Here is a 26780-nt window from a genome sequence, read left to right on the forward strand (position 1 = left end):
GAATGTGTCAGAGGGATTCGAGGTCCGCGCCCTTGGTCTCCCGGGCGAACAGGTAGATGATCGCGCCCAGGACGAGGCAAACCCCGAAGAAGGAGAACGCGGTGGTGACGACGCCGAGACTGATGCTCTGCGAGACGGCCCCGCCGCCGATGAGCACGCCCATGAGGCTCGGCCCGACGATCTTCGCGATCGCGCCAAGGCCGTATCCCAGGCCTATGCCCGTGGATCGCACCTCGTTGGGGAACTGCTCGGATCCAAACGCGTTGATGATGCCGAAGACGCCGTCGGCGAACATCATGATGACGAGCACCTCAACATAGAACGCCCAGCCGGAGCCGTGGAACAACGCGGCGGAAAAGCAGGCCGCGGCGCCGATCATGCCGTACATGAACATCGTCCAGCGGCGGCCGATGCGGTCGGCGAGCCATGCGGATCCGAACCGGCCGATGCAGTCGGCGACGGCCACGCCCATGAACAGGTAGGCGACCATCTGGGTGTCGAATCCGAAGGCGTCCTTGAGCAGCGTCTGCCCCCACGACTGGATGGCGAAGCTTCCCAGAATGAAGCAGAACGATCCCAGCGAGACGATGACGAGCGGGCGCAGGTGATGGGCGAACAGCTCGCCGTAGGACGCCTTGCGCTCGATCCTGATCTCCGGAAGCGCGCCGACCTCCTCCTCGGGGATGTCCATCGCCCAGGCGAGCGATCTGCGGGCCTGCTCGGGCTGGCCGTGGAGCAGGTGGAATCGCGGGGATTCGGGGACGAAGTGGATCCAGATGAGCAGCAGGGCGGACACCAGGCTCAGAGAGACCAGCACGCGCCAGTTGTCTCCCACAATGCGCTGGCAGATGGAACCGAGCAGCAGCCCCATCGGGATGAACACCGACGCGAGGCCGGCGAGCAGTCCGCGCTGTTTGGAGGGGACGAATTCCTGCACGTACGGGATGGAGGTGATGTTGAGCCCGCCCACGCCCATGCCCACACCCACGCGGCAGATCGCATACAGGTACCATGCTCCGTCCGGAATGCACAGGGTGAGCACCGTGAACACAAGGAAGAAGATCACGCAGCAGCGGAAGGATCCGCGCCGGCCGATGCGGTCGGACATGCGGCCCCACAGGATCGAGCCGGCGACGGTCCCGAGCCCCGTGCAGGAGGTGATGATGCCGGCTTGGACGCCGGTCAGGTTCCATGCCCCGGTGAGCAGGGCGATGACGAACCCGACCATGAAGATGTCGAAGAACTCGGCTATGTTGCCCACAACGGCAAGCGCGACAAGGCTTTTCTGATGACCGGTGAGCGGCCGGGAATCGATCTGCCCGTACGCGGTGGCGGAGGGCGGTGCGGACGGCGGGGAGACGGTTGACGAGGTCATGTCGATCACCCCGTCTTTCAGCGGTCGATGTCGGTGCCGAGCGGAATATCGAGTTCGCCGGGTCGCACTCGGGTCAGATCGCCGCGATGGGTCAGGGCCACCTTGGAGGCGTACTGGCCCCACTTGACGCCCTCGCGGATGTTGCCGGACAGGTAGCCGTGGATGGTCGCGGAGACGAACGAGTCGCCTGCGCCGGGGCGGTCGATGACGTTCACCGGCGTGGTGCGGTAGGGGTAGAAACCCTCGCGGCCGCGCAGGTAGGGGCCATCGGTGTGGTTGGTGGAGACGATGTACTTGCAGCCGAAGCGGTTCTGCAGCTCGGCGGTGACCTCCTCGGGCGTGCCGGTGATGCCGAACACCTTCTCGGCGTCGGCGATGGAGCAGAACAGCACGCTGGCCTTGGCGGCGATGGGTTCGAGGACCTCGCGGGCCTTTTCGCCGCTCCACAGCTTGCGGCGGAAATTCACGTCAAGGATCACCTCCACGCCGCGCTTGACGGCCTCGTCGGCGGCATAGCGCACGACCTCGGCGGTGGTGTCCGTCAGGGCCGCGGTGATGCCGGTCAGGAAGACGACCTTGGCGTCCAGGATCTCATCCCAGTCGTAGTCGTCGATGCCGGTGGCGCGGAAGGTGGTCCATTCGCGGTCGTAGATGACGTTGGCGGGCATAGGGTATTCGCCGGGCTCCATGAAGTACAGGGCGGTGCGGCCACCGGGGCGGCGGACCATGGCGTCCATGTGCACGCCCACGGAACGGTATTCGGCGAGAATGTAATCACCGAGGTCGCCTTCGGGCAGGGAGCTGGTCCACAGGGTTTCGCGGCCGAGCTGGGAGAGCAGGCCGGCGACGTTGGCCTCGGAGCAGGCGGGATTCATATAGACGGAGCGGGTGAACATCAGCCGTTCGCCGCGACCCACGGTCAGGCGGATCTGGCCCTCGCCAATGGTGGAAAGATCGTACTTGGGGAAATTGGCGGTCATGACGCACTTCCTTGTGACTATAATCAGGTTGGAATTCTTGTAATCGTGATGAATGTCGAGAGTTTCGCGAGGGACGTCCCCGGGCAGGGACGCCCCTCTTTTTTCGGTTGTTCGACGCTTCCGGTTCGGTCTATTCGGGCCAGACCTCGCCGATGACGTCCTGCAGCTCGGTCGCTGCGGTAAGCGGATCGTCGGCCTTGACGATGCCTCGGCCGGAGATGATCACGCCCACCGGCGCTCCACGGAAGAACGGGATGTCCTTGACATTCACGCCACCGGTGACGGTGACGGTGAAGCCCATGGCATGCAGCTCCCGGATGCGCTCGATGTCGTTGGCCCCCCACTTGAGGGTGCCGGCCACCTCGGCGTCGCGCGAGCGGTGGACGATGACATGCTTGGCACCGAGTTCCTTCCACTTGCGCGCCTTGTCGGCGTCGTAGTCCTCGCCGAGTTCGATCTGCACCTCGCCGCCGAACTCGTCCGCGACCTTGACGACCTGCTCGACGGTGGTCAGGGAGGCCCCGGCCACGACCGACACCCAGTTGGCACCCGCTTCAAAGCAGTTGCGGGCGATCAGGGCGCCGGCCTCGGCGATGCGCACGTCGGCCAGAATCGTCTTGTCCGGGTAGAGGGCGCGGATCTCGCGCACGGCCTTCAGGCCTTCGGCGATGATGAGGATCGTGCCGCATTCGATCACGTCGATTTCGCCGATGGCCCGGTTGAGCGGGCGCAGGGCGCTCGGCATGTCGGTGGTGTCGAGCGCGATCTGCAGGCGCGGCCGGGTGAGTTCCGTTTCCGCAATCTCCGCCATTTCGGATCAGCCCTCCTTCTTGAAGGTGAAGAACTCCTGGGCGTTCTTCATGAGCAGCTTTTCGATGTATTCGCGGTCGAAGCCCTCGTCGACCATGCGCGGGCCGTCGACGGCCGGGTTGTAATCCACACCGGAGGTGGCGCCGTACGCCTTCTGGTAACCGCGCTTGCCGGAGTCGGTGCCGAGCAGGATGCGGTCGGCGAAACCGTCCTCGTAGAACGCCTTGAGCTCCATCATGCGGTTGGAGTCGGGCTGATACTTGATGCGGTTGGTGCCATCGATCTCCAGGTAGACGCCGAGCTTGAGGATCTGCTCAAGGTAGTAGACGTCGGCATTGCGCTGGATGTGGCCGATGGCGATCTGGTTGGCAGGCACGCCCAGCTCGAGGAAGCCCTCGGCCTGCTCGAGGCCGCAGGTGCCGTAGGTGGTGTGGGTGTTGATCGGGCAGCCCGTCTCGATGGCGGCGATCGCGGCGGCCTCCATGCACTTGCGCTCGAACTTGGTGATCTTGCCGTACGCGGTGCCGACCTTGATGACGCCGGCCTTGTACGGGGTGCGCTCGACGATCGGACCGGAGTAGTCGTTCTTGTCGATGCCCTCGCGGATGTCGGCGATGACCAGCTCGGCGACCTTGTCGACGTCGTAGCGGTTGATCCAGTGGGACTGGGTCTCCAGATAGACGTGCTCGCGGTGGAAGCCGGTGGCGGCGATGACCTGCAGGCCATCGACAGCCTTGGTGACCTCGGCGAGCTTGTTGAGATCGCGGCCGCAGTTGATCGGGCACATGTCCACGACGGTGCCGCCGTTGGGGCTCCACTTCTTGGAGGCTTCGGCGAAATAGCCTCCCTCCTCGATGGCCTTCTCGACCGAATCGAGCTGGTGGTCGCCGTCGATGTAGACCTCGCCCGCGCCGACGCGGATCAGGTGGTCGTGGCAGTCCACCACGCCGAGGGTGCTGGGGTCGACGTCGCCGAAGATGGTGCGTGCGAATGCCATGGTTGTACTCCTTTGTTATGCATGTTGTTGTTATGCGTTCGGCGTCTTCCGCTTCGAGGCGCCGGTTCCCGTCCCGCCTTGGGTTTCCCCTCGGCTTGCTGACGATCATCAATCTACGGACGACACGCCCAAGGTTCCACAGCACTGGTGAACGGATGTTCATCAACACAATCTTTCACAATAAAGCAGATGCAAATATTGTTGAAATTGCAGCATTATACAGACGTCTTGAATTCTTGCGAAATCAGCCCTATCCGAGATATCATGAACATATGTTCAACGACGACACCATTATGGCGACCACCGCATCCCGCCGGCACATCGATCTGATGCTCAAAGTGGCCCGCGCCTACTACCTGGACGACAAAACGCAGTCCGAGATCGCCAAGGAGATCGGCTACTCGCGCCCCACCGTCTCGCGTCTGCTCAAGGAGTCGCGCGAGATGGGCATCGTGCACATCACGATCGGCCACGCGCTCGAGCGCATGCGCTCACTTGAGGAAGGTCTGAAGCGCAGATACGGGCTTCGGCATGCCCGCGTGGCCGAGGTGCGGCCCGGCGAGGATCCGGCCCTCATCGTTCCCCGGTACGCGGCCTCCCTGTTCACGGAGACCTGCGCGCCGAATTCCCTCGTCACCGTGTCGAACGGCAGCGCGGTCGCAGCCACGGTGCGCGAAGTGCCTGTGCGAGATTGGCCCAAATCGAACGTGGCGCAGATGCTCGGCACGCTGAGTCCAAACAACCCGATGACCGATTCTCCCGACATCTGCCGCATGCTCGCCCAGCGCATCGGCGGCACGTTCACGATCCTGCCCGCACCGATGATCCTGTCGAGCCCCGAGTTGGCCCATGCGATGCGCAAGGAGCCGCAGATCGCCACGGCGCTGGCCCTGGGCGGCGGCGCGGATGTGGCGATCGTCGGCGTCGGCGCGGTCACCACGGAACGATCCGGACACATCTTCGACGCATACATCGATCAGCGCAAGGCGGCCGAACTGCACCGCCAGGGCGTGGTCGGCCACATCTGCGGGCACCACATCGACGCCGAGGGGCGGCACGTCACGACGGATCTGTGCGAACGGACGATCTCCATCGACATCGACAGGCTCCACCGCATCCCGCTGGTCATCGGCGTGGCATGGGGCCCGGTCAAGACGCCGGCCATCCACGCCTGTCTGGTCGGACGACTCATCTCCGCGCTGGTCACCGACCAGTCCACGGCGGAGGCGCTGCTTGCATGGGACGGATCCGAGACGCGCGACACGCCTTGACGCGACACACACCCATTGCTAGCCTGTCACTGTTCCCACACAGTCATTCCGCTTCACGCACCTCATTCGGATGCATTTTCGAATTCACAGGGAAGGTAACCATGGAAAAGCTGGAACTGCTGTATCAGGGCAAGGCCAAGAAGATGTACGCGACCGACGATCCGGACGTACTGTGGGTTGAGTACACGAATCAGGCAACCGCATTCAACGGCGAGAAAAAAGAGCGGATCGCCGGCAAGGGAAGCCTCAACAACCGCATCACCACCCTCATCTTCGAGCTGCTCAAGGCCCGGGGAGTGGACAGCCACTTCATCGGACTCGTATCGGAAACGGAACAGCTGGTGCGGAACATGGACATGTTCCCGCTCGAGATCATCATGCGCAACACCGCGGCCGGTTCGTTCGCCAAGCGTTATGGCGTCGAGGAGGGGGCCTCACTGGACAAGCCGATCCTCGAATTCTGCTACAAGTCCGACCCGCTGAACGATCCGTTCATCAACGGCGATGCCATCGTGGCGCTGGGTCTGGCCACCGAGGAGGAGCTTGCCGAGATCTCCCGCATCGCCCGCGCCGTGAACGATGGCCTCACGGACATCTTCTCCAGGATCGGCGTCCGTCTCGTGGACTTCAAGATCGAGGAGGGCAAAACCCGCGACGGCGTCATCCTGCTCGCCGACGAGATCACGCCGGACACCTGCCGCCTGTGGGATCTCAGGGGCGGTGACGACGGGATCGCGCATCTCGACAAGGACCTGTTCCGCCGCGGCCTGGGCAGCATCATCCCCGCCTACGAGGAGATCCACGCCCGCCTGGCCGGACTCGCCCGTTCCGAAGGTATCGCGATCGACGAGTGACCATCGGCGCTCCATGCCCCTACACTTGGAGGTATGAGCACTTCGCCATCCCACGCCACCCTGCGCAATTTCGAGACGCTGTTCGACTCCGCGCCTCGGATACTCAACCGCGCGATGGACTACTGGGCGAGCGGACGTGTGACGGGCTGCGAGCTGGCGGTGGGTTCCGGCCCGCAGCCTGCACTCTACCGCGCGACCGTCCGGGGAAGCGGGGATGCCGCATACACGGTCGTCATCCAGCTTGCGCCCGCCCAAGATGGGGAAGGCAGGGACGGCGGCGATCCAACGATCGAGACCGCCTCGTGCGACTGCCCGTACACGGCGACGCCGTACTGCAAGCACATCGGGGCGGTGCTCTGCGAGCTGCGCGAGCGGATCTGCGGCGGCATGCCGGACGATGATGGCCGCGGCCACAGGACGCCCCGGAAAACCGCGACGATCCCCCATTATGTGCTCGAACCCGTCATGAACCGCATCGAGCAGGAGGTGCAGGAGTCGGACGGACGGCATGTGCTGTTCTTCTGGTCGGTCAACTGCGTCGACTACGCCGAACATCTGCGCCTCCTCGCCCCGCAATCCGAAGCGCCGCTCATCCCGGCGCCCGAGGCCGGCCGCATGATCCTTGGCCCGATGGAGGAATACCGTCGGCTGCACGGCGGCGATGACGGGGATCCGGACGATCCGGGCGCGCCCGGCCACGGCCTTCCGGGCGCGATGCCGTTCAATCCGCTGCATGGCTCCAACCCGTTCGATCAGGCGCTTTCCGGCCTAGACGCGGTGGTGAGGAATGCGCTGCACTCCACGGATTACGCGAACGCCTGCCTCAATCTGGCCGTGGCCATCCAGGCGCTGGCCGCGTTCACGAACGCCACGCGCGACGATCTGCACATCCTGTCCAACGCGAACGACGTGCTGGTCAGCCAGATCCGCTGCTACATGGAGAATGTCGCCTCCGACGCCGACTCCCCCACCGCCAGCATGGCCCTGGACCGCATCGTCGAGGCCGCGTACAGCCCGGACATCCAGTTCTACGATCCGATGAACGCGGCCATGCTACTGGGATCGGCCCTCGCCTTCGCCCGCCATGACGACAAGACGATGTGGGCGTACGACGTGATCGACACGGCGCTCGAGCGCTTCTCCCCCGCGCACGACGGCGAACTGCCGTTGGCGACGCTGTCCGTTTCCAGGCACATCCTGCGGCATTACCTGCTCATGGTGGCCTACGATCTGCGCACGCTTGCGGACGATCGCGAGGGCCGAGAGGCGTTGTTCCGCGATTACCCGTCGTTCGCGCCGCTGGCTCTGGTCCACGTGATCGAGCTCATACGCGCCGGACGGTTCCGGCAGGCGATGCAGGCAGCACGATCGTTCCTGACCGCGGCCAGTTCCCTGGACGGGTCGAATGAGATCGGACAGGGCGGGCTGCTGGACGGACTGCTGCCGCATGGCTGGCACACGATCATGGAATGCTGCGCAGAGGGGATGGACGATGCGGACGCGCTCGCTTCGCTGTACCGGCGCTACATCGTCCACGCGAATGATCAGGCGGATGTGGCGTACGTGGACCGGCTGCGCCGGCTGCTGCGCATCACGGCCAATGCGGACGACGAGGAATGGCATGCGCAGGCGCTGATGCTGGCACGCGACTGCGCGCGCAACATCGCGTGGCGCATCAAGCACCAGCCGGAGATGGTGGAGAATGACGACGGCAGCGACGGGCGCCACAGTTCCTGGCGCAATCCGGCGTATGAAAGGCTGATCGTTGACGAGAGGCTGTCCGACGATGCGCTCACCTACTGCACGACGGTGGACTATCCCCCGTTGCCCCTGCTCAAGACCATGGCCATCGCGCATCCCGATCGAGCGCGCGATGTGATCTACGCCGCCATGCCGCCGGGCGCGCTGCCGAGCGACCTGACCGGCACCTTCGTTCACGGTTCCGGCTCCGTCTCCCGCGACGATTTGGGCCTCGACGCCCGCCGGCCCGTCTACCGGCAGATCGCCAAGCAGCTCAAGCGACTGGCCACGGTCTTCGGCGAGGACGAAGCCCGCGAACTCGCGCACATCGTGGTGGCCCGCTATCCGAACCGCCGCGCGCTGGCCGAGGAACTGGGATTCATGTTGTAGAAGGAGACTGTCCTTTGGGTCATCCTGAGCGCAGCAGATGGTTGTCATCCTGAGCGAAGGCGCAGCCGGAGTCGAAGGATCCTTACCCCAACCCATTCACACACCCTCCGATCTGCCTAGTTTGCGCCACCACTGGGGCAACACCAAGGACCGCCGATCTCCCGCGACCGGTCCACGGCACCGTCATCCTGAGCACTGAGATGTGAAGTGGAACGTCCAGTGGACAGTCCGTAGGCAGGTCAAGCCGCCGCCGGGCCAAACTGGGCAGATCATGTGCGGGACGGATGGTCGCTTCGTCATCCTGAGCGGAGCGAAGGATCCTTCGCCATTACGCACCGATCATGGGTGCAGAAATGTTAAGGATCCTTCGACTCCGCTACGCTCCGCTCAGGATGACGAGAGAGGTCTACCGGCGCTCAGAATAACAAAGGCCGCGTATCTCAATGCCCCACAATGCCCCATAACACAAACGCCCCGGCATCACTACCGAGGCGTCCAGTCATTCATGAGCGAGCGAACGGTCCCGCCGCATCACACAGCCGCATCACACCGCTATGTCACACCGCGGTGCCGTTGGCGTCCACGTTGGGGTTCTCCCGCGTCGACTTGGCAGCGACGAAGAACAGGCTGAGCACGCCGATCGCGAAGACGATCGACACGGTCAGGGTGGCCCAGATGGGGGCGCCGTTGGGCAGCCACATGATCACGAAGAAGCCGATGACGGACAGGGCGATGAGCACCCAGCTGACGATGCGGAACCAGCCGCGGGCGTTGGACGGGGCGGACAGGCCCTTGGACGGGTTGCGGTAGTCCGGGTTGGTGTTGTACGTGATCTCCTCGTCCACGTCCGTGGTCTTGGCGGTCGGCTTCCACGGGCCCTCGGTATCGGTGCCGTCCTGCAGGCGCTGGGACTTGGCCTGCAGCGCATACTCATCGACCATTCCGGCGCGCTGGCGGCCTCGGGTCTGGTCATACTGCTGCGGGATGCCGCGGCGCTCCCTCTTGGCGGCGGCGCGACGCTCTGCACGATTGGGCATGGAACACAACTCCTTCAATAGTTTTCGGGCATGCGAAAACGCCCGGAATGATTCGGTCCTGCGGTACAGGATACCGCAGGACCGCAATGGTTGGCCACCGACGGACCGCCAATCGGGCCGCCGGTGGCCGGCAACCGAACCGAAACCGAACCGAAACCGGCCGGAGCCAGCCAACCCCGTAGGATCAGCGCGGCAGCATCATCGGCCGCTGGGAAGCGGTGATGGGCGCCGGCAGCTCGGTGGAGCCGGTGAGGTACTTGTCCACGGCGGCCGCGCAGGAACGGCCCTCGGAGATGGCCCACACCACGAGGCTCTGGCCGCGTCCGGCGTCACCGCAGGCGAACACGCCGTCCTGGGAGGTGGCGAAGCCGTCGTTGCGGGCCACGTTGCCGCGCCCGTCGAGCTCGACGGGCAGCTGGTCGACCAGCGTGGTGGTGTCCGGGTGCAGGAAGCCCACGGAGATGAGGACCAGATCGGCGGGCAGCACGCGCTCGGTGCCGGGCTGGCGGGTGAACGGGCCGTTCTCGCCGGGGGCGACGTTGACGACCTTCAGACCGGTCACATGGCCGTTCTCGTCCGCCACGAAGCCCTCGGACGCGGTGGAGTTCTCCACGTGCACGCGGGCCTGCTCCTCCTCGGAGCCGACGAAGTTGACCGAATCGGTGCTGTACACGTAGGTGCCACCCTCCTCCATGGAGGAGGTCTTCTGGTACAGGCGCGCGAAGGTGGGCCACGGGGCGTTGTCCGGACGGGAGCTGGGCTCCTTGGGCATGATCTGCAGGACCGTGACGTCCTTGGCGCCCTGGCGGATGGCGGTGCCGAGGCAGTCGGAGCCGGTGTCGCCGCCGCCGATCACGATCACGTGCTTGTCCTTGGCGGTGATGTCGTGCACGGGCTTGACGCCGTAGACGCGGCGGGTGGCGTCCGGCAGGTACTCCATGGCGAAGTGGATGCCGTCGAGCTCGCGGCCGGGGATCTTCATGTCGCGCGGCACGGTGGAGCCGATGGCCACCACGACGGCGTCGTAGCGGGAGCGCAGATCATCCCACGAAATGTCCTTGCCGATCTCCACGCCGGTGCGGAAGCGGGTGCCCTCGGCCTCCATCTGCTTGACACGGCGGTCGAGCAGTCGCTTGTCCAGCTTGAAGTTCGGGATGCCGTAGCGCATCAGGCCGCCGATGGCGTCGTCGCGCTCGTAGACGACCACGGTGTGGCCGGCGCGCGTGAGCTGCTGGGCGCAGGCCAGGCCCGCGGGGCCGGAGCCGACGACCGCGACGGTCTGGTCTGTCAGGCGCTGCGGCGGCAGGGGCTTGACGTAGTCCAGTCCCCACGCCTGGTCGATGATGGTGACCTCGTCGTTCTTGATCATGGTGGGCGGCTGGTGGATGCCCAGCACGCACGCCTGCTCGCACAGGGCCGGGCAGATGCGCCCGGTGACCTCCGGGAAGTTGTTGGTGGTGGACAGGCGGTTGTACGCGTCCTCCCACTTCTCCTGACGCACGAGATCGTTGAACTCGGGGATGATGTTGCCCAGCGGGCAGCCGGACATGCAGAACGGGGTGCCGCAGTCCATGCAGCGGGCCGCCTGCTCGGTGGTCCAAGGCTGCAGGCCGGATTCGGCGTGGACGTCGAGCCAGTCCTTGATGCGCTCGGCGACAGGACGCTCGGCCAGCTCGCGACGGGTGCGGACCTTCAGGAATCCTCTGGGATCTCCCATGTCAGTGGGCTCCTTCCATGACGTGTTCGTAAGTCTTCTCCCACACGCCGGGCGCGGAGAAGTCGAGGTGGTTGGCTTCGGCGTCGGCCAGCGCCTCGAGCATGGCGACGTAGTGTGCGGGCACCACATGCGTGATGCGCTTGGCGGTCTCGGGCCAGTTGTCCAACAGGGACTGGGCGAAAGCGGATTCGGTCTCCTCCGCGTGCTTCTTGACGAGCTCGTGGACCAGTTCTTCCTCCTTGCCTTCGAGCGGCTGGAAGAGCAGGGATCCATTGTGCGCGGCCTCCGGATTGACCTGATTCATGTCCAGATCGAGCACGTAGGCATTGCCGCCGGAGAAGCCCGCGCCGAAGTTGCGTCCGGTGGGACCGAGCACCACGACGGTGCCGCCGGTCATGTACTCGCAGCCGTGGTCGCCCACGCCCTCCACCACGAAGGTGGCGCCGGAGTTGCGCACGCCGAAGCGCTCGCCCGCCCGGCCGGCGATGAACAGCTCGCCGGAGGTGGCGCCGAAACCGGTCACGTTGCCGGCGATCACGTTGGTGTGCGGGTCGAAGTGGACGCCCTCCTCCGCGCGGACGATGAGCCGTCCGCCGGACAGGCCCTTGCCGGCGTAGTCGTTGACCTCGCCGTAAACGCGCAGGGTCTCGCCGCGCGGGATGAACGCGCCGATCGACTGGCCTCCGGAACCGTGCAGGGTCATGTCGATCGTGTCGTCCGGCAGGCCCTCGGCGCCGTAGCGGCGGGTGATCTCGTAGCCCACCATCGTGCCCAGCGTGCGGTTGACGTTGCGGATCGGCACCTCGATGCGCACGGGCTCCTTGTGGTCGAGCGCGGGCTCGGCCAGACGGATCAGCTCGTTGTCCAGAGCCTTCTCCAGCTCATGGTCCTGCGGCTCCGTGTTGTGCAGGATGGTGCCGGGAACCGGACCGGGCTGCATGAGCACGTTCGTCAGATCCACGCCGTCGGCCTTCCAGCGCTTGATCGCCTCGTTCTGGTCCAGGCACTCCACGTGGCCCACGGCCTCCTCGAGCGTCTTGAAGCCCAGCTCGGCGAGGATCTCGCGCACTTCCTCGGCGATGTACATGAAGAAGTTGATCACATGCTCGGGCTTGCCCTTGAACCGGGCGCGCAGCTCCGGGTCCTGGGTGGCGATGCCCTGCGGGCATGTGTTCTTCTGGCAGGCGCGCATCATGACGCAGCCCTCGACGATCAGCGCGGCGGTGGCGAAGCCGAATTCCTCGGCGCCCAGCAGCGCGGCGATGACCACATCGCGGCCGGTCTTGAGCTCGCCGTCGCACTGCACGACGATGCGGGAGCGCAGGCCGTTGAGGATCAGCGTCTGCTGCGTCTCCGCCAGACCGATCTCCCACGGGGTGCCCGCATGGCGGATCGCGTTGAGCGGGGCCGCGCCGGTGCCGCCGTCGTAGCCGGAGATCAGCACCACGTCGGCATGGCACTTGGCCACGCCGGCGGCGATGGTGCCGACGCCGAACTCGGAGACGAGCTTGACGTGGATGCGCGCCTTCGGGTTCGCCATCTTCGCGTCGTTGATCAGCTGCTTCAGATCCTCGATGGAGTAGATGTCGTGGTGCGGCGGCGGGGAGATGAGCTCCACGCCCGGGGTGGCGTGGCGGACCTTGGCGATCCACGGCGGGACCTTCGCGCCGGGCAGGTGGCCGCCCTCGCCGGGCTTGGCGCCCTGGGCGAGCTTGATCTGCAGGTCGGTGGCGTGCACCAGATAGTCGGACGTGACGCCGAAGCGGGCGGACGCGATCTGCTTGATGCGGCTGTAGCGCAGCGGATCGGTGATGCGGTCGTCGGACTCGCCGCCCTCGCCGGAGTTGGAGCGCGCGTTGAGCGTGTTCATGGCGATGGCGAGCGTCTCGTGGGCCTCCTGCGAGATGGAGCCGTAGCTCATCGCGCCGGTGGAGAAGCGCTTGACGATCTCGCTGGCCGGCTCGACCTCGGAGATGTCGATCGGCTTGCGGTCGTGCTTGAACTTCATCAGGCCGCGCAGGGTCATGATGCGGTTCGAGGTGTCGTTGATGTGGTGCGTGTACTTCTTGAACATCTGGTAGTCGCCGCGCTGGGTCGACTGCTGGAGCAGGAAGATGGCCTCCGGATCGTTGAGGTGATCCTCGCCGGTGCGGCGCCACTTGTATTCGCCGCCGGTCTCGAGGTTCATGTGCGGGGTGGCGGTCCACTGGTTCGGGTAGGCCACGCGGTGGCGGATGGCCACCTCCTCCGCGAGCTCGTCCAGACCGACGCCGCCCACCTGGGAGACCGTGCCGGTGAAGTACTTGTCCACGATCTCCTTGCTCAGGCCCACGGCCTCGAACAGCTGGGCGCCGCGGTAGCTCATGATCGTGGAGACGCCCATCTTGGACATGATCTTGAGCACGCCGATGGACAGGGCCTTGGTGAGGTTCCTCACGGCGGTGGGCGCGTCCACTTTGAGGTATCCGGTGCGGGCCAGATCCTCCACGGACTCGAACGCCAGGTACGGGTTCACGCAGGCGGCGCCGTAGGCGATCAGCAGCGCCACATGGTGGATCTCGCGCACATCGCCGGCCTCCACGGCCATGGAGATCTGCGTGCGGGTGTGGCGGCGCAGCAGGTGGTGCTGGACCGCGCTGGTGAGCAGCAGGGACGGGATGGGTCCCCACGTGTGGTTGGAGTCGCGGTCGGACAGCACGATGAAGTTGCTGCCACCCTCGATGGCCTCGTCGATTTCGGCGAAGATCTCCTCAAGGCGCTCCTCAAGCGCCTTGCCGCCGCCGGCGACCTGATACAGGCCCCTGACGACGAACGGCTTGTAGTAGCCGCCGAGCACCTTGGCCTTGTCCAGGCGCTTGAGCTGGGCCATCTCGTCGGAGTTGATGACGGGCAGCGGGATGAGGATCTTCTTGGCGTGCAGCTCGGTGTCCTCCAGCAGGTTCGGCTCGGGGCCGATCGCTGATTCGAGGGAGGTGACGATCTCCTCGCGCTCCCAATCCAGCGGCGGGTTGGTGACCTGCGCGAACTTCTGGTGGAAGTAGTCGAAGAGCATGCGGCTGCGCTTGGAGAGCACGGGCAGCGGGTTGTCGTTGCCCATGGAGCCCAGCGGCTCCTTGCCGGTGTTGGCCATGGGGGTGAGCAGGAGCTTCAGGTCCTCCTCGGTGTAGCCGAACGCGCGCTGGCGGCGCTGCACGGACTGGCCGGAGTGGCTCACGTGCTCGCGCTGAGGCAGATCGGACAGCTCCACGGAGTTACCCTCCACCCACTGACGGTAGGGATGCTGGGAGGCGAGGGACTTCTTGATCTCCTCGTCCGGGATCATGCGGCCCTCGTTGGTGTCCACAAGGAACATTTTGCCGGGCTCGAGGCGGCCCTTGGCCACGACCTTGGACTGCGGGATCTTGGGCAGCACGCCGGCCTCGGAGGCGAGGACCAGATAGCCGTCGGAGTCGAGCTGCCAGCGGCCGGGGCGGAAACCGTTGCGGTCGAGCAGCGCGCCCACCTGGGTGCCGTCGGTGAAGATGATGTCCGCCGGGCCGTCCCACGGCTCGATCAGCGTGTTGTTGTACTCGTAGAAGGCCCTGACGTCCGGGTCGAGCGCGTCGTTCTTCTCCCATGCCGGCGGCAGCATCATGCTGATCGCGTGCGGCAGGGAGCGGCCGGCCAGGTGCAGCAGCTCAAGGCACTCGTCGAAGGTGCCGGAATCCGAATATCCCGGCGTGGTGATGGGCAGCAGCTCCTTGAACTCGCCGAGCAGCTTGGAGCTCAGGCGGCCCTCACGGGCGGACAGCCAGTTGCGGTTGCCCTGAATGGTGTTGATCTCGCCGTTGTGGGCGAGCAGGCGGAACGGCTGGGCCAGCGGCCAGCTGGGGAACGTGTTGGTGGAGAAGCGGGAGTGCACGATCGCGATGCGCGCCTTCATGCGCTTGTCCGAAAGGTCCTTGAAGAAGGGCGTGAGCTGCATGGTGGTGAGCATGCCCTTGTAGGTGATGGTGCGCGCGGACAGGGAGGCGAAGTAGACGCCCACCTCATGCTCCACGCGCTTGCGGATGCGGAAGGTCTTGCGATCCAGATCGATGCCGGCCAGTTCGCCGTCCGGGTCCGCCACGACCAGCGTCTTGAAGCTCGGCATGGTGGCGAGGGCCTGCAGGCCCAGACCGTCCGGGTTCGTGGGCACGACGCGCCAAGCGAGCACCTCGAGGCCCTCCTCGCGCACGATGCGCGCGATGGCCTGCTCCTGCTGACCGGACGTGGCGATGTCGCGGTCCAGGAACGCGATGCCGGCCGCGTAATGACCGGCCTCGGGCAGGTCCGCATCCACCGTGGCGCGCATGAACTCGTCGGGCATGCTCATCAGGATGCCCGCGCCGTCGCCGGTGTTCTCCTCGGCGCCCACCGCACCACGGTGGTTCAGATTAACGAGCACCTCGATGGCGTCGTCGACGATCTTGCGCTCGGGGCGCTTGTTGAGGGTAGTGACCATACCGACGCCGCATGCGTCGTGCTCGCTGTTCGGGTCGTACAGCCCTTGGGAATTATGGATCGTGAGATCTAGCGGAGCGTGGAAAGTCACCGAAACCACCTTCAACTCTTTTTGGCGGGCTCTTGACAAACCCGCGGTTCTTTGGATAATGCGCTAGTCAGCGTACAACTCGGGTGTGTCAAACACGTTTCGGCGTCCATATACCGAGTCATCGAAAAAGTCAATACCCAATTTTCCGCCGATTCGGGACGATGTCCGCCGCATGCCGCTCGATCGCGGTGGAATGCAGCGGAGCCGCCTCTCGTCATCCTGAGCGGAGCGCAGCGGAGTCGAAGGATCCTTAATCCTACACGCACAATCAAAGGGTCCTCGACTCCGCGCTCCGCTCAGGATGAGACGGCACTTCGCCAAGCAATGCGTGCACATAGTCGTGCAGTTCGGGACGCGTGAGGGCGTGGCCGCGCAGATACGCCCAGTCGAGAACGAGCATCAGGGTGTTCGCGTAGTGGTCGGCGACCAGATCGAGAGGCAACGAGTGCCGCTCCTTGTCAATGCAGGTGCGCATGAGTTCGCGCGACCGATCCGCGATGAAGGATCGCAGGCTGGCGAACAGCGGACCATCGGCCGGATTGTGCTTGAGGACATCCCTTAGCTCGTCCGCTTTGCTCTCAAGCAGATCGGACAACATATCCAGTGCGAGGTCCACGCGCCTCTGCGGTTCAGCCGTCGTCAGATCGGCAGCCTGCACCTGTCCGGACAGAGCGGTCCAACAGTAGCGCAGCAGATCGTCGCGGTCGTCGAAGTAGTTGTAGAACGTGGCCCGCGGGTAGGAGCTGCGTTCGCATAGTTCGTTGACGCTGATCGACGTGAGCGGTTTGGTGCGCAGCAGGTCCATCATCGCACCGGAGAAAGCATCGAGCGTACGCAGTGCGCCGCGGGAGAGTTTCGCATTCAGATCCTTTTTCATGTCATATCCCTTTCGTTTTCCCACCCGTTCGTGCGGGGGCCATCCGGCAACGGCACAGGGGACGCCGGCGTGTTGCCAATGATGCCAACGGTTTTACCATAGCCTATCGTCCAGATTTTTACAAATGTCTAAATATGGATTATCGTATGTTTTAGACAGTTGCAAAAATTTGAACTCATGCACACATCGAAAGGACCATCATGAACGCACACAACACCCCGGGGATCGCCAAGCCCCTCACCCTGCCCTGCGGGGCCACGGTAAAGAACCGCTTCTACAAGTCGGCCATGAACGAGGCACTGGCCGGACGCGACTGCGCGCCCACCGAGGAGCATGTGCGCCTCTACCGCACATGGGCGGAGGGCGGCGCCGGCGTCCTCGTCACCGGCAACGTGATGGTCGACCGCACGCAGCTCGGAGAGCCGGGCAACGTCGCCGTCGAGGACGGGCGCGATCTCAACATGCTGCGCCGATGGGCCGCTGCGGGAACCCGCAACGGGGCGCATTGCTGGATGCAGATCAACCATCCCGGACGCCAGTCCCCCATCACCATCAACCAACATCCCTATGCACCAAGCGGCGGCAAACTGGAAGGCGACTACGGACGGTTCTTCGCCGAACCGACCGCGCTCACCGTCGAGCAAATCCACGACATCGTGCACCGTTTCGCCACAACGGCGCGGATCGCGAAGAAGGCCGGGTTCACCGGCGTGGAGATTCATGCGGCGCACGGCTACCTCATCAACCAGTTCCTCTCGCCCGAGGACAACCGGCGAACTGACGAATACGGCGGCGACATCGAGCACCGCGCGCGATTCCTGTTCGAGGTGTTCGACGCGGTGCGCGAGGCGGTGGGTCCGGAGTTCCCTGTCGCAGTGAAACTCAACTCCAGCGACGTGCCGATCGCCGTGAAGATCGACGATCGCGGCGGGTCGTTCTCAGGCTTCGATGAGAAGGAATCCATCTGGGTCATGAAGCAGCTCGAGAAGCGCGGCGTCGACCTGATCGACATCTCCGGCGGCACACTCGAGAAGCCTCTCATCCAAACCAACAGCGGCGCGGTCGAGGATCGCAGGCGCGGCGTGTACTTCACCGAATTCGCCAGACGTGTCAAGGGCGAGCTCACCGTGCCGGTGGCGCTGACCGGCGGGTTCCGCAACGCGCGGGACATGGAGCGCGCACTCGACGAGGGAATCACGCAAATGATCGGCATCGCACGCCCGCTGGCCCTCGTGCCCGACCTGCCGAAGCGGATCATCCGCGACCGTTGGGACGGCAGCGTAGACCTGCCGTGGGTGACGACCGGAGTCAAGGCGCTCGACCGTGCATTCGGCGGCATCCTCGTCATCAGCTGGTTCGAGCTGCAGATGAACCGCATCGGACACGGAAAACGTCCCGATCCACGGATCGGCGGATTGCGTGCGCTGTGCTTCGCGATCGGCAAGCACGGTCCCGGGGCGCTGGCACCGCGCCACCGCAAGGGCCATCAGTGAACATCCATGACAGATAGCCGAGAAACAACCTTCGGAAGACATACCATGACGACACCCAACAACACCGAACACGCCAACATCGCAGTGATCACCGGGGCCTCGTCCGGTCTAGGGGAACAGTTCTACGAGACCATCGCACACCGATACCCCGATCTCGACGAGATCTGGCTGATCGCGCGACGCAAGGAACGGCTCGAAGCGCTGGCCGAACGATACCCGAACATACGCGCACGCGTACGCGCCTTAGCGTTCGATCTTTCGGCCGCCTCCTCCTACGACGAGCTTTCCTCCATGCTCGCCGAAGAACAGCCGGTCGTACGTGTGCTGATCAACAACGCCGGATTCGAACGCGAAGGATTGCTACGCGACATGGCCCCCAAGGATATTCTTGCGATGATCGAACTCAACGTCATGGGCATGACGATGGTGAACCGCGTGTTTCTGCCGTATATGCGCGCTGGCTCATTCGAAGTAATCACCGGATCGGTCTCCTCATTCGCCCCGATCCCATGGCAGACGGTGTATTCGGCGAGCAAGGCGTACACCCGTTTCCTCGCACGGGCTTTGCACGAGGAGGAGCGCAAGCGTGGTGTGAACGTGCTGCTGATGAGCCCCGGAAACATGAACACCGAAATGAACGTGCAGGGCACATCTACCGGCAAACTCGGACATCTGCCCTATCTCGATCTCAAACGCGAAACCGCGCGCACGCTCATGATGGCCGAACGAGGTCACGCCACCTACACGCCGATGCTGTTCTATAAGCTCTACCGGCTCTTCGCGAAGCTCATGCCGAGCGCGCTCGCCGTCAAAGTCACCAGCATCGAGAACGGCGACACGCACGGCAGATAGGGGCATCTGCCGCCTCGAATGGTCAGCCGATTCGCATGGACAGCCTCCTCATGATCCAAGGCACCAATCCGCGAGCGCGACGGTCTGACGTCGGTAATCGTCAGGCAATGGGCGACCATGCAGTGGCGGGCAACGGTCGAACACAACGGTGCGCCAATCGGTGACACTGGCACGCAGGGATTTCGTCAGCGTTCGTTCGACAGTTCATGCTCGGCGGTAGCGGCGATGGCGTCTCCGTTACCTGCGATGGTGGGCGAGCTAGTGATGATCAGTACGTTGTTGATCATTATGGTTTCCTTTATTGCCGGGATTGACGATTGCCGAAGTGCACGCGCAGGAGCAGCAGGACGAGCAGGATGGCTGCGCATATGATGGCCGCGCCGACCGTGGAGCGTATGGAGCCAACCGCATGGCGGAGTCGAAGGATCCTTAACCATACGCACGCAGTTAAGGATCCTTCGCTGCGCTCGGATGACGCGGGGAGAGCCTCCCCAGCACAAGTCTCCGCCGAGTTACCGGATCTGCCAGCAAACCGGAAACACGAACGACTTACTCGCAGATTCTGCAACCCGATTTGGCGCCGCGTACTGCACATCTCACCGCCATACGCTCAAGCAAATCCTATCTTCACCTTCCATGAGAGAAGATTTGCAGCAATCTTCATCTATAAAAAGTGAAGATAGGCTATAATCTTCATTATTATTAAACGAAGATGGAGGGCATCATGTCGTTGTCGTCACTAATCGCCGAATATCTGGACTTCCGGATTCCGGAATACACCACACGAGACAGCGCCGCCCTCACGGTCCCCGAACCGGCGCGCAACAATGTGATCTACACCATCACGGGCGTGCGACGATGCGGCAAAACCTATGCCATGTACCAGCTCATGGACCGGCTCATCGCCGCCGGAGTCCCGCGCACGAAGCTGTTTCACTTCTCGTTCGACGACGAACGCATCATGCCGTTCACCGATCACACGCTCGCTGACCTTCTCGACACCTACTACCGCATGGTGCCCGACGCTCTAGAAGGCTGCTATCTCCTCTTCGACGAGATCCAAGAGGCACCCTACTGGACGAACTTCATCCGGCGCGTGGCCGAACAGCATAACGTCACCATCGTGCTCACCGGCTCATCGTCGAAACTGCTGTCTTCGGACATTCCCACGAATCTGCGCGGACGATCATTGTCGAGAGAGATGTGGCCCCTCAGTTTCAGGGAGTACTGCCTGTTCCATGACATCCCCACAACGACCGTCGCCGGAGAATATCCTGCGAATATCCGACGCCCCCTGCAAAACGCATGCGTCGACTATCTCAATGCAGGAGGATTCCCCGCAGTGCAGCGCATGGGCACGCTCGATCGCATGCGCATGCTGCAAGGTTATGCGGATGAGATCGTCACCAAGGATGTTCTGGAACGATTCGGCACCACATCCCTGCGGGTCGCCGCACGATTCTCCCGCAACGCACTGCGCTCCACTGGGCTCAAATTCTCCGTCAACGCGCAGGTCAAGTCGATGCGAAGCATGCAGGTGCCTGTCTCCAGCGGCAAACTGTACGATCTGATGGACGATTTCGAAGACGCGCACCTGTTGTTCAAAGTAGGCGGCTTCACCCTTTCCATCCGGGACAATCCCAAAACCCCGTACAAGGTATACGCCGTGGATCCCGGACTCTCCCTGGCGGTGGCTCCGGCCAACCATCTCGACCTCGGACAACGACTGGAAACGGCGGTGTTCATCGAGCTCAAACGACGCTACGGCGATAATCGGACCAATGCCATCGCCTCATATTCGGCCGCAAATTGCCCGGAAGTGGACTTCATCGTCGGAGACGAGGCGACAGGCGACCCGTATCAGCTGATTCAGGTTGCCGCCCAAACCGGTGTCGAGCGCACCATGGTCACCGATTTCGACGATCATTCCCTGAACCGCAAATTCCGCAGCGAAATCGGCAATCTTTCGGCGGCAATAGGCAATACGGGACTGAAGCACGGCACCCTCATCTCACTGGACGAGGAAGGCGAAGTCACCGTACCCGCGGGAACCATCGAGGTGATTCCCGCATGGCGCTGGTTCCTGCAATGAGTCCCGTCGCGGCGTGAACGTGCTGCTGATGAGTCCCGGAAACATGAACACCGAAATGAACGTGCAGGCAGCCGCGACAGGCAAGATAGGACGATTGCCGTTCCTCGACCTCAAACGCGAAACCGCGCGCACACTCATGATGGCCGAGCGCAGGCGCGGCGGCGCACAGACCAACGAGGGCGAACGACCCCAGAATCATGAGACTCACTGAGACTCACGACGGAGATGAAACGGCGTCAGCATGTCCGACCCCCAAACGCGCCATGCGGTCACCTCGCTTGGCCATATCGACGCGGTGCTGCCGGTGCTGCATGGTCCATACGGCGAGGATGGCACGATTCAGGGTCTCCTCGAGATGATGGGTGTGCCGTACGTGGGTTGCGGCGTGTTCGCTTCGGCCGCTTGCATGGACAAGCACTTCACCAAGGTGGTGCTCTCGGCCGCCGGTATCGCCGCCGCGCCCGGCATCACCGTGGACGCGCGCAACTTCACCGCCGCCGATGTGCTGGCGCAGATCGACGAGGCGCAGCTCACCTACCCGCTGTTCGTCAAGCCTTCGCGCGCCGGCTCCAGCTTCGGTGTCACCAAGGTCGAGGCCGCCGAGGAAGAAGGCGCCCTGAACGTCATCGCCCTGCCGCACGACTGGTCCAACTACGGCGAGGTCATCGACACCTTCAAGAAGAAGTACCCGAAGATCAAGGTCACCGAGCTCAACCCGAACGCCTCCTCCAAGGAGGAGCTGGACGCCGCCAAGACCAACAAGGGCACCGACGCCGCTCCGGACGTCTTCGACGTCGGCCAGCAGATCGCCGCCACCTCCACCGACTCCTTCGCCCCGTACAAGGTGCAGGCTTGGGACAAGATCCCAGATGAGAACAAGGACGCCAACGGCGCCTACTACGCCGACTACACCGGCATCATGTCCATCGGCTGGAACAAGGACAAGTACGGCGACATCACCAAGCTCGAGGACCTGCTCGACCCGAAGTTCGCCGGCACCGTGGCCCTCAACGGCAAGCCCGCCGAGGCCGGCGCCGCCTTCAACGGCTACCTGATGATCAACCAGCTGGCCGGCGGCGACATCAACAACCTGCAGCCCGGCCTCGACTTCTTCAAGAAGCTCAAGGACGCCGGCAACCTCACCACCGTTGACGTGACCAACGGCACCATCGACTCCGGCCAGACCGGCGTCGTGATGGACTGGACCTACAACCAGGCCTCCTACAAAAAGGAGCTTAAGTCCAAGGGCGTGAACTGGGAGTACAAGACCTTCCCGAACGCCCAGGTCGTGAGCTACTACAACCAGGCCATCAACGTGGACGCCCCGCACCCGGCCGCCGCCCGTCTGTGGGAGGAGTACCTGTACTCCGCCGAGGCCCAGAACCTGTGGTTCAAGGGTGGCGCCAACCCGGTGCTGCTCTCCTCCATGAAGGAAGACGGCACCGTTGATCAGGACACCCTGAAGGACGCCATCACCATCGAGGGCAAGCCGGTCTCCTACACCAACGATGACGCCACCCGCATCACCGAGTGGCTGCAGAACAACTGGGACAAGACCATCGGCAACTGAGCCTAAGGCAACCGAACCCATGACTGCTGCAATCGCACAGAACGGACCTGCCACCGCCAAGGTGGCGGGTCCGTCCGCTAACTCCAGCTCCTCCACGCTGGCCCGGCACCGTCAGGAACTCGGCACCATCGCCGTCACCCTGCCGTTCTTCGCCTACACCGCGTGCTTCCTGCTCGCGCCCACCGTGATCGTGATCATCGGCGCGTTCCAGACCCGTGACGGCGGTTTCACGCTCGCCAACTTCAACAAGCTGTTCGAAGCCAACACGATTTCCGCGTTCGTCACCTCTATCCTCGTGTCCATCGTCTCCTCGGTGATCGGCGCGGTGGTGGGCGGCCTCGCCTCGTACGCCCTCGTGATCGGCGCCAAGCCCAACGGCCTGATACGTCGCCTCGTCTCCGCCATCTCCTCCGTGCTCGCCCAGTTCGGTGGCGTGATGCTCGCCTTCGCGTTCATCGCCACCATCGGCATCAACGGCATCGGCACGATGCTCATCAAGCAGCTGACCGGTCTGGTCGTCAACCCGAACTGGCTCAGCTCCCTGCCGGGCCTAGTGACCGTGTACTGCTACTTCCAGATTCCGCTGATGATCATCATCTTCCTGCCTGCGGTCGATTCGATCCGTCCGCAGTGGCGTGAGGCCTGCGAGTCTCTGGGCGGCAGCACCTTCCAGTACTGGACCCGCGTGGCACTGCCGATTCTGGCGCCGCGCTTCATCTCCGCGTTCCTGCTGCTGTTCGCCTCCGCGTTCTCCGCGTACGCCACCGCGGCCGCCCTGTTCTCCCAGCGCTCGATCCTCGTGCCGCTGATGATCCAGGGTGCCATGCGTAACGAGATGGACCCGAACCAGCAAGGCTTCGCCCAGGTGCTGGCGTTCGCAATGATCATCGTCGTGGCCATCGTGATGCTGCTGAGCCACGCTGTGGAAAAGAGGGCCGGACGTTGGCAGTGAACGAAACCTCCGCGGCTGCTGCAAACGCTGCCGTCGCAGCCAAGACCGGCGCCACCGGTTCCGCCGGCACGGTCGGCACCAAGCCGCCACAGCTGCGCGCCGCACGCATCCGCAAGCAGAGCGTCATCAAGTTCGTCATCCTGTTCATCACGCTGGCGTTCCTGTTCGTGCCGCTCTTCTCGATGCTCATCTTCACCCTGCGCCACCCGCTGTCCGGCCGTTGGTCCGCCGCCCCGTGGATCGCGATCTTCACCGGCAACGGCGAGTCGCTGGGCGCCGACCTGACCGTGCTGTGGCAGGGCATCGGCACCTCGCTGGCCTTGTGCGTGGTCACCGTCGTGATCATGCTGCTGCTCATGGTGCCCACGATGGTCATCGTCCACATCCGCTCCAAGGCGCTGGAGCGCGCGATCGAGTGGGTCGCCACCCTGCCGCTGACCATCCCGGCCATCGTGCTCGTGGTCGGTCTCGGCCCGATCTACCGCTGGCTGTCGGCGGACGTGCTGAGCACCAACCCGATCTGGCTGTGCTTCGCTTACGTGATCCTCGTGATGCCGTTCGCCTTCCGCGCCATCGCCGTGGGCCTCAACTCCATCGACGTCAAGACCCTGGTCGAGGCCTCCCGCTCGCTCGGCGCCTCGTGGCCGAAGGTGTTCTTCCGCGTGATCATCCCGAACCTGTGGCAGTCGATCCTGTCCGCCTCGTTCATCTCCATCGCCGTGGTGCTGGGCGAATACACCGTCGCCTCGCTGCTCGGCCGTATGAACCTTCAGGTCGCGCTCTACCAGCTCGGCCAGTCCAACTCCCAGATCTCCACCGCCATGTCGTTGCTTGCGTTGCTCTTCGGCGTGGTTCTGCTCGTCGCGCTCGACCTCATTTCCGATGCGATGCGCAAGTCGAAGGAAAGCTAACCAATCATGACCGTTGATGAGAAGACCCTCGTCACCCCGGCCCAGACCGAGGACGAGTTCAAGAACGATCCGACCGCCTCGCTGCAGGGCGTCAAGGCCAAGGATGTGACCAAGGCCGCCAAGAAGCTCCTCAAGGAGTCCGCGGAACGCGGCGGCGGCTCCATCCAGATGCAGGACGTCGTCAAAATCTACCCCGGTTCCACCGTGCACGCCCTCGACGACTTCAACCTCGACATCAAGCCGGGCGAGATGGTCGTGCTGCTCGGCGGCTCCGGCTGCGGCAAGTCCACGGCGCTCCGCTCAGGATGACGGAATGGAACTCCGCTCGCTCAGGATGACGGAACAGAACCCTGCTCGCCCGGCCGCTACCCCTTCAGCCCGGTGTACAGCGTGTAGTACCGTCCGCGCTGGGCGATCAGCTCGTCGTGAGTGCCACGCTCCACAATCCGCCCGGCCTCGATCACCATGATGCAGTCGGCGTTGCGAATGGTGGACAGGCGGTGGGCGATCACGAACGTGGTGCGACCCTTCATGAGCTGGTCCATGCCGGCCTGCACAAGCGCCTCGGTCCGGGTGTCGATGGAGCTGGTCGCCTCGTCCAGGATCAGCGCGGGCGGATCGGCCACGGCGGCGCGCGCGATGGCGAGCATCTGCCGCTGGCCCTGACTCAGGGATGCGCCGTCGGCCGTCAGCTGCGTGTCGTAGCCGTCGGGCAGCTTCTCGATGAAGGCGTCGGCATTGGCGAGCTTCGCCGCGGCGATCACCTCCTCGTCGGTCGCGTCGAGGCGGCCGAACCGGATGTTCTCCATGATCGACCCAGAGAACAGGTGGGTGTCTTGCAGGACCATGCCGAACGACCGGCGCAGATCGGACTTGCGGATGTCCGCCACGTCGATGCCGTCGTAGGTGATGCGGCCGGAGTCGATGTCGTAGAACCTCGTGATGAGGTTGGTGATCGTGGTCTTGCCGGCGCCCGTGGAGCCGACGAGCGCGATCTTCTGGCCGGGCTTGGCGAACATCGTCATGTCGTGCAGGATCGTCTTGCCCTTCACATAGCCGAACGTCACGTCGTCCAGGCGGATGTCGCCGCGCATGGGGACGATCGTGCCATCGGGCTTGTTCCAGCCCCACTGGTCCGTGCGATCCGAAGTGGCCACCAGCGTCCGCGCACCCGTCGCGCCCGCACCGGCGGAACCGGCGGAACCGGCGGCGTCCGGAGCGCCCGCACCCGATTCCCGCACGCTCACCAGCGTGACCGTGCCCGGATCGGCCTCCACGGGCATGTCAAGCAGCTTGAAGATGCGATCGGCGCCGGCAAGGCCCATCACGATCGAGTTGAGCTGCTGGCTGACCTGGCTGATCGGCATGGTGAAGGACTTCACGAACGTCAGGAAGCTCACCAGCGCGCCCAGTGTGAGTCCGGTCGCGCCGTTGATCGCGAGCGCGCCGCCCACGAGCGCGCACAGCACGTACGCCACGTAGCCGAGCTGGTTGTTGATGGGCCCTAGGAATCCGGAGAACTTGTTGGCGTTGTTGGACGCCTCGAACAGCCGGCCGTTGAGTTCGCGGAACTTCTCCTTGGCCTCGCGCTCGTGCGTGAAGACCTTGACCACGCGTTGGCCGCTCATCATCTCCTCCACGTAGCCGTTGAGCGCGCCAACGGACTTCTGCTGGCGGGAGAAGTAGTCGCCGGACTTGCCGGTCATGACCTTGGTCATCCACACCATGATTCCGGACACGGCCAGCACCACCAGCGTGAGCGGCCACGACAGGTAGACCATGCTCGCCAGGATCATCACGATGCTGAACACCGAGTTGATAATCTGCGGCACGGATTGCGAGACCATCTGGCGCAGGGTGTCGATGTCGTTGGTGTACAGGCTCATCACGTCGCCGCGCGAGTTGGTGTCGAAGTAGGACAGCGGCAGCTTCTGCATGTGCTCGAACATGCGGTTTCGGAGCTTCCTCATGAAGCCCTGCGTGACGAACACCTTGAGCACCGCGCTCAGGGCCGCCGCGACGATACCCGCCGCATAGATGGATGCAATCACGCCGATCGCCGCGAGCAGCGGGCCGAAGTCGCGGTCGCCGGTGGTGAGCATGGGCATGATGTAGTTGTCGATGAGGGTCTGGAAGAACAGGTTGCCCCTCACCTGTGCGTAGATGGTGACGACGATCAGCGCGATCACGGCACCGTACTGCCAGCCGTACAGCTTGAGCACGAATCCGATCAGACGCATGAACGTGCGGAACGGATGGTCAAGTTCGCGCGCGGCCTTGGCTCCGGCC

19 protein-coding genes and 2 pseudogenes are annotated in these 26780 nt (G+C 64.0%); 12 read left to right on the plus strand and 9 right to left on the minus strand.

Annotated elements, in window-relative coordinates:
- Nucleotides 1-7 precede the first annotated feature (7 nt).
- The 4 genes from EMO90_RS10250 to EMO90_RS10265 form a co-directional block, all read right to left on the minus strand.
- Complete coding sequence (locus EMO90_RS10250; RefSeq protein WP_150354534.1) at nucleotides 8-1375, minus strand: MFS transporter; 1368 nt, start codon at nucleotides 1373-1375, stop codon at nucleotides 8-10.
- A gap of 17 nt (nucleotides 1376-1392) precedes the next feature.
- Nucleotides 1393-2355 (minus strand): sugar kinase, encoded by a 963-nt coding sequence (locus tag EMO90_RS10255; RefSeq protein ID WP_150354533.1) that lies wholly within the window; start codon nucleotides 2353-2355, stop codon nucleotides 1393-1395.
- A gap of 130 nt (nucleotides 2356-2485) precedes the next feature.
- Nucleotides 2486-3166 carry a 3-dehydro-L-gulonate-6-phosphate decarboxylase gene (locus EMO90_RS10260; protein WP_150354532.1) on the minus strand — a complete coding sequence of 227 codons (681 nt, stop codon included), beginning with the start codon at nucleotides 3164-3166 and terminating at the stop codon, nucleotides 2486-2488.
- A gap of 6 nt (nucleotides 3167-3172) precedes the next feature.
- Nucleotides 3173-4162, minus strand: a complete 990-nt coding sequence (locus EMO90_RS10265; RefSeq protein ID WP_043167105.1) for a phosphotriesterase family protein — start codon at nucleotides 4160-4162, stop codon at nucleotides 3173-3175.
- Between the two features lie 272 nt (nucleotides 4163-4434).
- On the opposite strand from EMO90_RS10265, the gene EMO90_RS10270 reads away from it, so the two are divergent.
- The 3 genes from EMO90_RS10270 (at nucleotide 4435) to EMO90_RS10280 (ending at nucleotide 8417) form a co-directional block, all read left to right on the plus strand.
- Nucleotides 4435-5433, plus strand: coding sequence for a sugar-binding transcriptional regulator (locus EMO90_RS10270; protein WP_150354531.1), 999 nt, complete (start codon nucleotides 4435-4437; stop codon nucleotides 5431-5433).
- A gap of 101 nt (nucleotides 5434-5534) precedes the next feature.
- Nucleotides 5535-6287, plus strand: coding sequence for a phosphoribosylaminoimidazolesuccinocarboxamide synthase (gene purC / locus EMO90_RS10275; RefSeq protein ID WP_150354530.1), 753 nt, complete (start codon nucleotides 5535-5537; stop codon nucleotides 6285-6287).
- Between the two features lie 33 nt (nucleotides 6288-6320).
- The gene (locus tag EMO90_RS10280) at nucleotides 6321-8417 is read left to right on the plus strand and encodes an SWIM zinc finger family protein (RefSeq protein ID WP_150354529.1); all 2097 of its coding nucleotides are present in this window, start codon (nucleotides 6321-6323) and stop codon (nucleotides 8415-8417) included.
- 557 nt (nucleotides 8418-8974) lie between these two features.
- On the opposite strand, the gene EMO90_RS10285 is transcribed toward EMO90_RS10280, so the two are convergent.
- The 4 genes from EMO90_RS10285 to EMO90_RS10300 form a co-directional block, all read right to left on the minus strand.
- Nucleotides 8975-9454 (minus strand): tripartite tricarboxylate transporter TctB family protein, encoded by a 480-nt coding sequence (locus tag EMO90_RS10285; RefSeq protein WP_150354528.1) that lies wholly within the window; start codon nucleotides 9452-9454, stop codon nucleotides 8975-8977.
- A 184-nt stretch (nucleotides 9455-9638) separates the two neighbouring features.
- A complete protein-coding gene (locus EMO90_RS10290; protein ID WP_150354527.1) occupies nucleotides 9639-11171 on the minus strand; it encodes a glutamate synthase subunit beta in 1533 nt (510 codons plus the stop codon).
- Between the two features lies 1 nt (nucleotide 11172).
- Entirely contained in the window at nucleotides 11173-15744 is a 4572-nt protein-coding gene (gene gltB / locus EMO90_RS10295) for a glutamate synthase large subunit (RefSeq protein ID WP_150394999.1), read from the minus strand.
- A 268-nt stretch (nucleotides 15745-16012) separates the two neighbouring features.
- On the minus strand, nucleotides 16013-16621 hold the full coding sequence (locus tag EMO90_RS10300; RefSeq protein ID WP_150354525.1) for a TetR/AcrR family transcriptional regulator: 609 nt from the start codon (nucleotides 16619-16621) through the stop codon (nucleotides 16013-16015).
- A gap of 200 nt (nucleotides 16622-16821) precedes the next feature.
- On the opposite strand from EMO90_RS10300, the gene EMO90_RS10305 reads away from it, so the two are divergent.
- The 9 genes and pseudogenes from EMO90_RS10305 to EMO90_RS10335 all read left to right on the plus strand — a co-directional run.
- On the plus strand, nucleotides 16822-18114 hold the full coding sequence (locus EMO90_RS10305) for an NADH:flavin oxidoreductase/NADH oxidase family protein (protein ID WP_150354524.1): 1293 nt from the start codon (nucleotides 16822-16824) through the stop codon (nucleotides 18112-18114).
- Between the two features lie 45 nt (nucleotides 18115-18159).
- Nucleotides 18160-18966: an SDR family NAD(P)-dependent oxidoreductase gene (locus EMO90_RS10310; RefSeq protein WP_150354523.1), complete on the plus strand. Its 807-nt coding sequence runs from the start codon at nucleotides 18160-18162 to the stop codon at nucleotides 18964-18966.
- 712 nt (nucleotides 18967-19678) lie between these two features.
- Nucleotides 19679-21058 carry an ATP-binding protein gene (locus EMO90_RS10315; protein ID WP_150354522.1) on the plus strand — a complete coding sequence of 460 codons (1380 nt, stop codon included), beginning with the start codon at nucleotides 19679-19681 and terminating at the stop codon, nucleotides 21056-21058.
- Nucleotides 21059-21101: 43 nt separating this feature from the next.
- Nucleotides 21102-21269, plus strand: coding sequence for a hypothetical protein (locus EMO90_RS12205; protein WP_190972057.1), 168 nt, complete (start codon nucleotides 21102-21104; stop codon nucleotides 21267-21269).
- A 78-nt stretch (nucleotides 21270-21347) separates the two neighbouring features.
- Nucleotides 21348-21704 (plus strand): annotated as a pseudogene (locus EMO90_RS12740) (D-alanine--D-alanine ligase A); the annotation flags it as partial.
- Nucleotides 21684-22628 carry an ABC transporter substrate-binding protein gene (locus tag EMO90_RS10320; protein ID WP_395953269.1) on the plus strand — a complete coding sequence of 315 codons (945 nt, stop codon included), beginning with the start codon at nucleotides 21684-21686 and terminating at the stop codon, nucleotides 22626-22628. The pseudogene EMO90_RS12740 and the gene EMO90_RS10320, both read left to right, overlap by 21 nt.
- A gap of 19 nt (nucleotides 22629-22647) precedes the next feature.
- Nucleotides 22648-23580, plus strand: coding sequence for an ABC transporter permease (locus EMO90_RS10325; protein ID WP_150354520.1), 933 nt, complete (start codon nucleotides 22648-22650; stop codon nucleotides 23578-23580).
- A 92-nt stretch (nucleotides 23581-23672) separates the two neighbouring features.
- The gene (locus EMO90_RS10330) at nucleotides 23673-24491 is read left to right on the plus strand and encodes an ABC transporter permease (RefSeq protein ID WP_094666790.1); all 819 of its coding nucleotides are present in this window, start codon (nucleotides 23673-23675) and stop codon (nucleotides 24489-24491) included.
- A 6-nt stretch (nucleotides 24492-24497) separates the two neighbouring features.
- Nucleotides 24498-24794, plus strand: a pseudogene (locus tag EMO90_RS10335) (ATP-binding cassette domain-containing protein); the annotation flags it as partial.
- A gap of 62 nt (nucleotides 24795-24856) precedes the next feature.
- On the opposite strand, the gene EMO90_RS10340 reads toward EMO90_RS10335, so the two are convergent.
- Complete coding sequence (locus EMO90_RS10340) at nucleotides 24857-26731, minus strand: ABC transporter ATP-binding protein (protein ID WP_395953271.1); 1875 nt, start codon at nucleotides 26729-26731, stop codon at nucleotides 24857-24859.
- Nucleotides 26732-26780: the final 49 nt, after the last annotated feature.

It is taken from the genome of Bifidobacterium vespertilionis (genome assembly GCF_008698145.1).
Classification (GTDB): Bacteria; Actinomycetota; Actinomycetes; order Actinomycetales; family Bifidobacteriaceae; genus Bifidobacterium; species Bifidobacterium vespertilionis.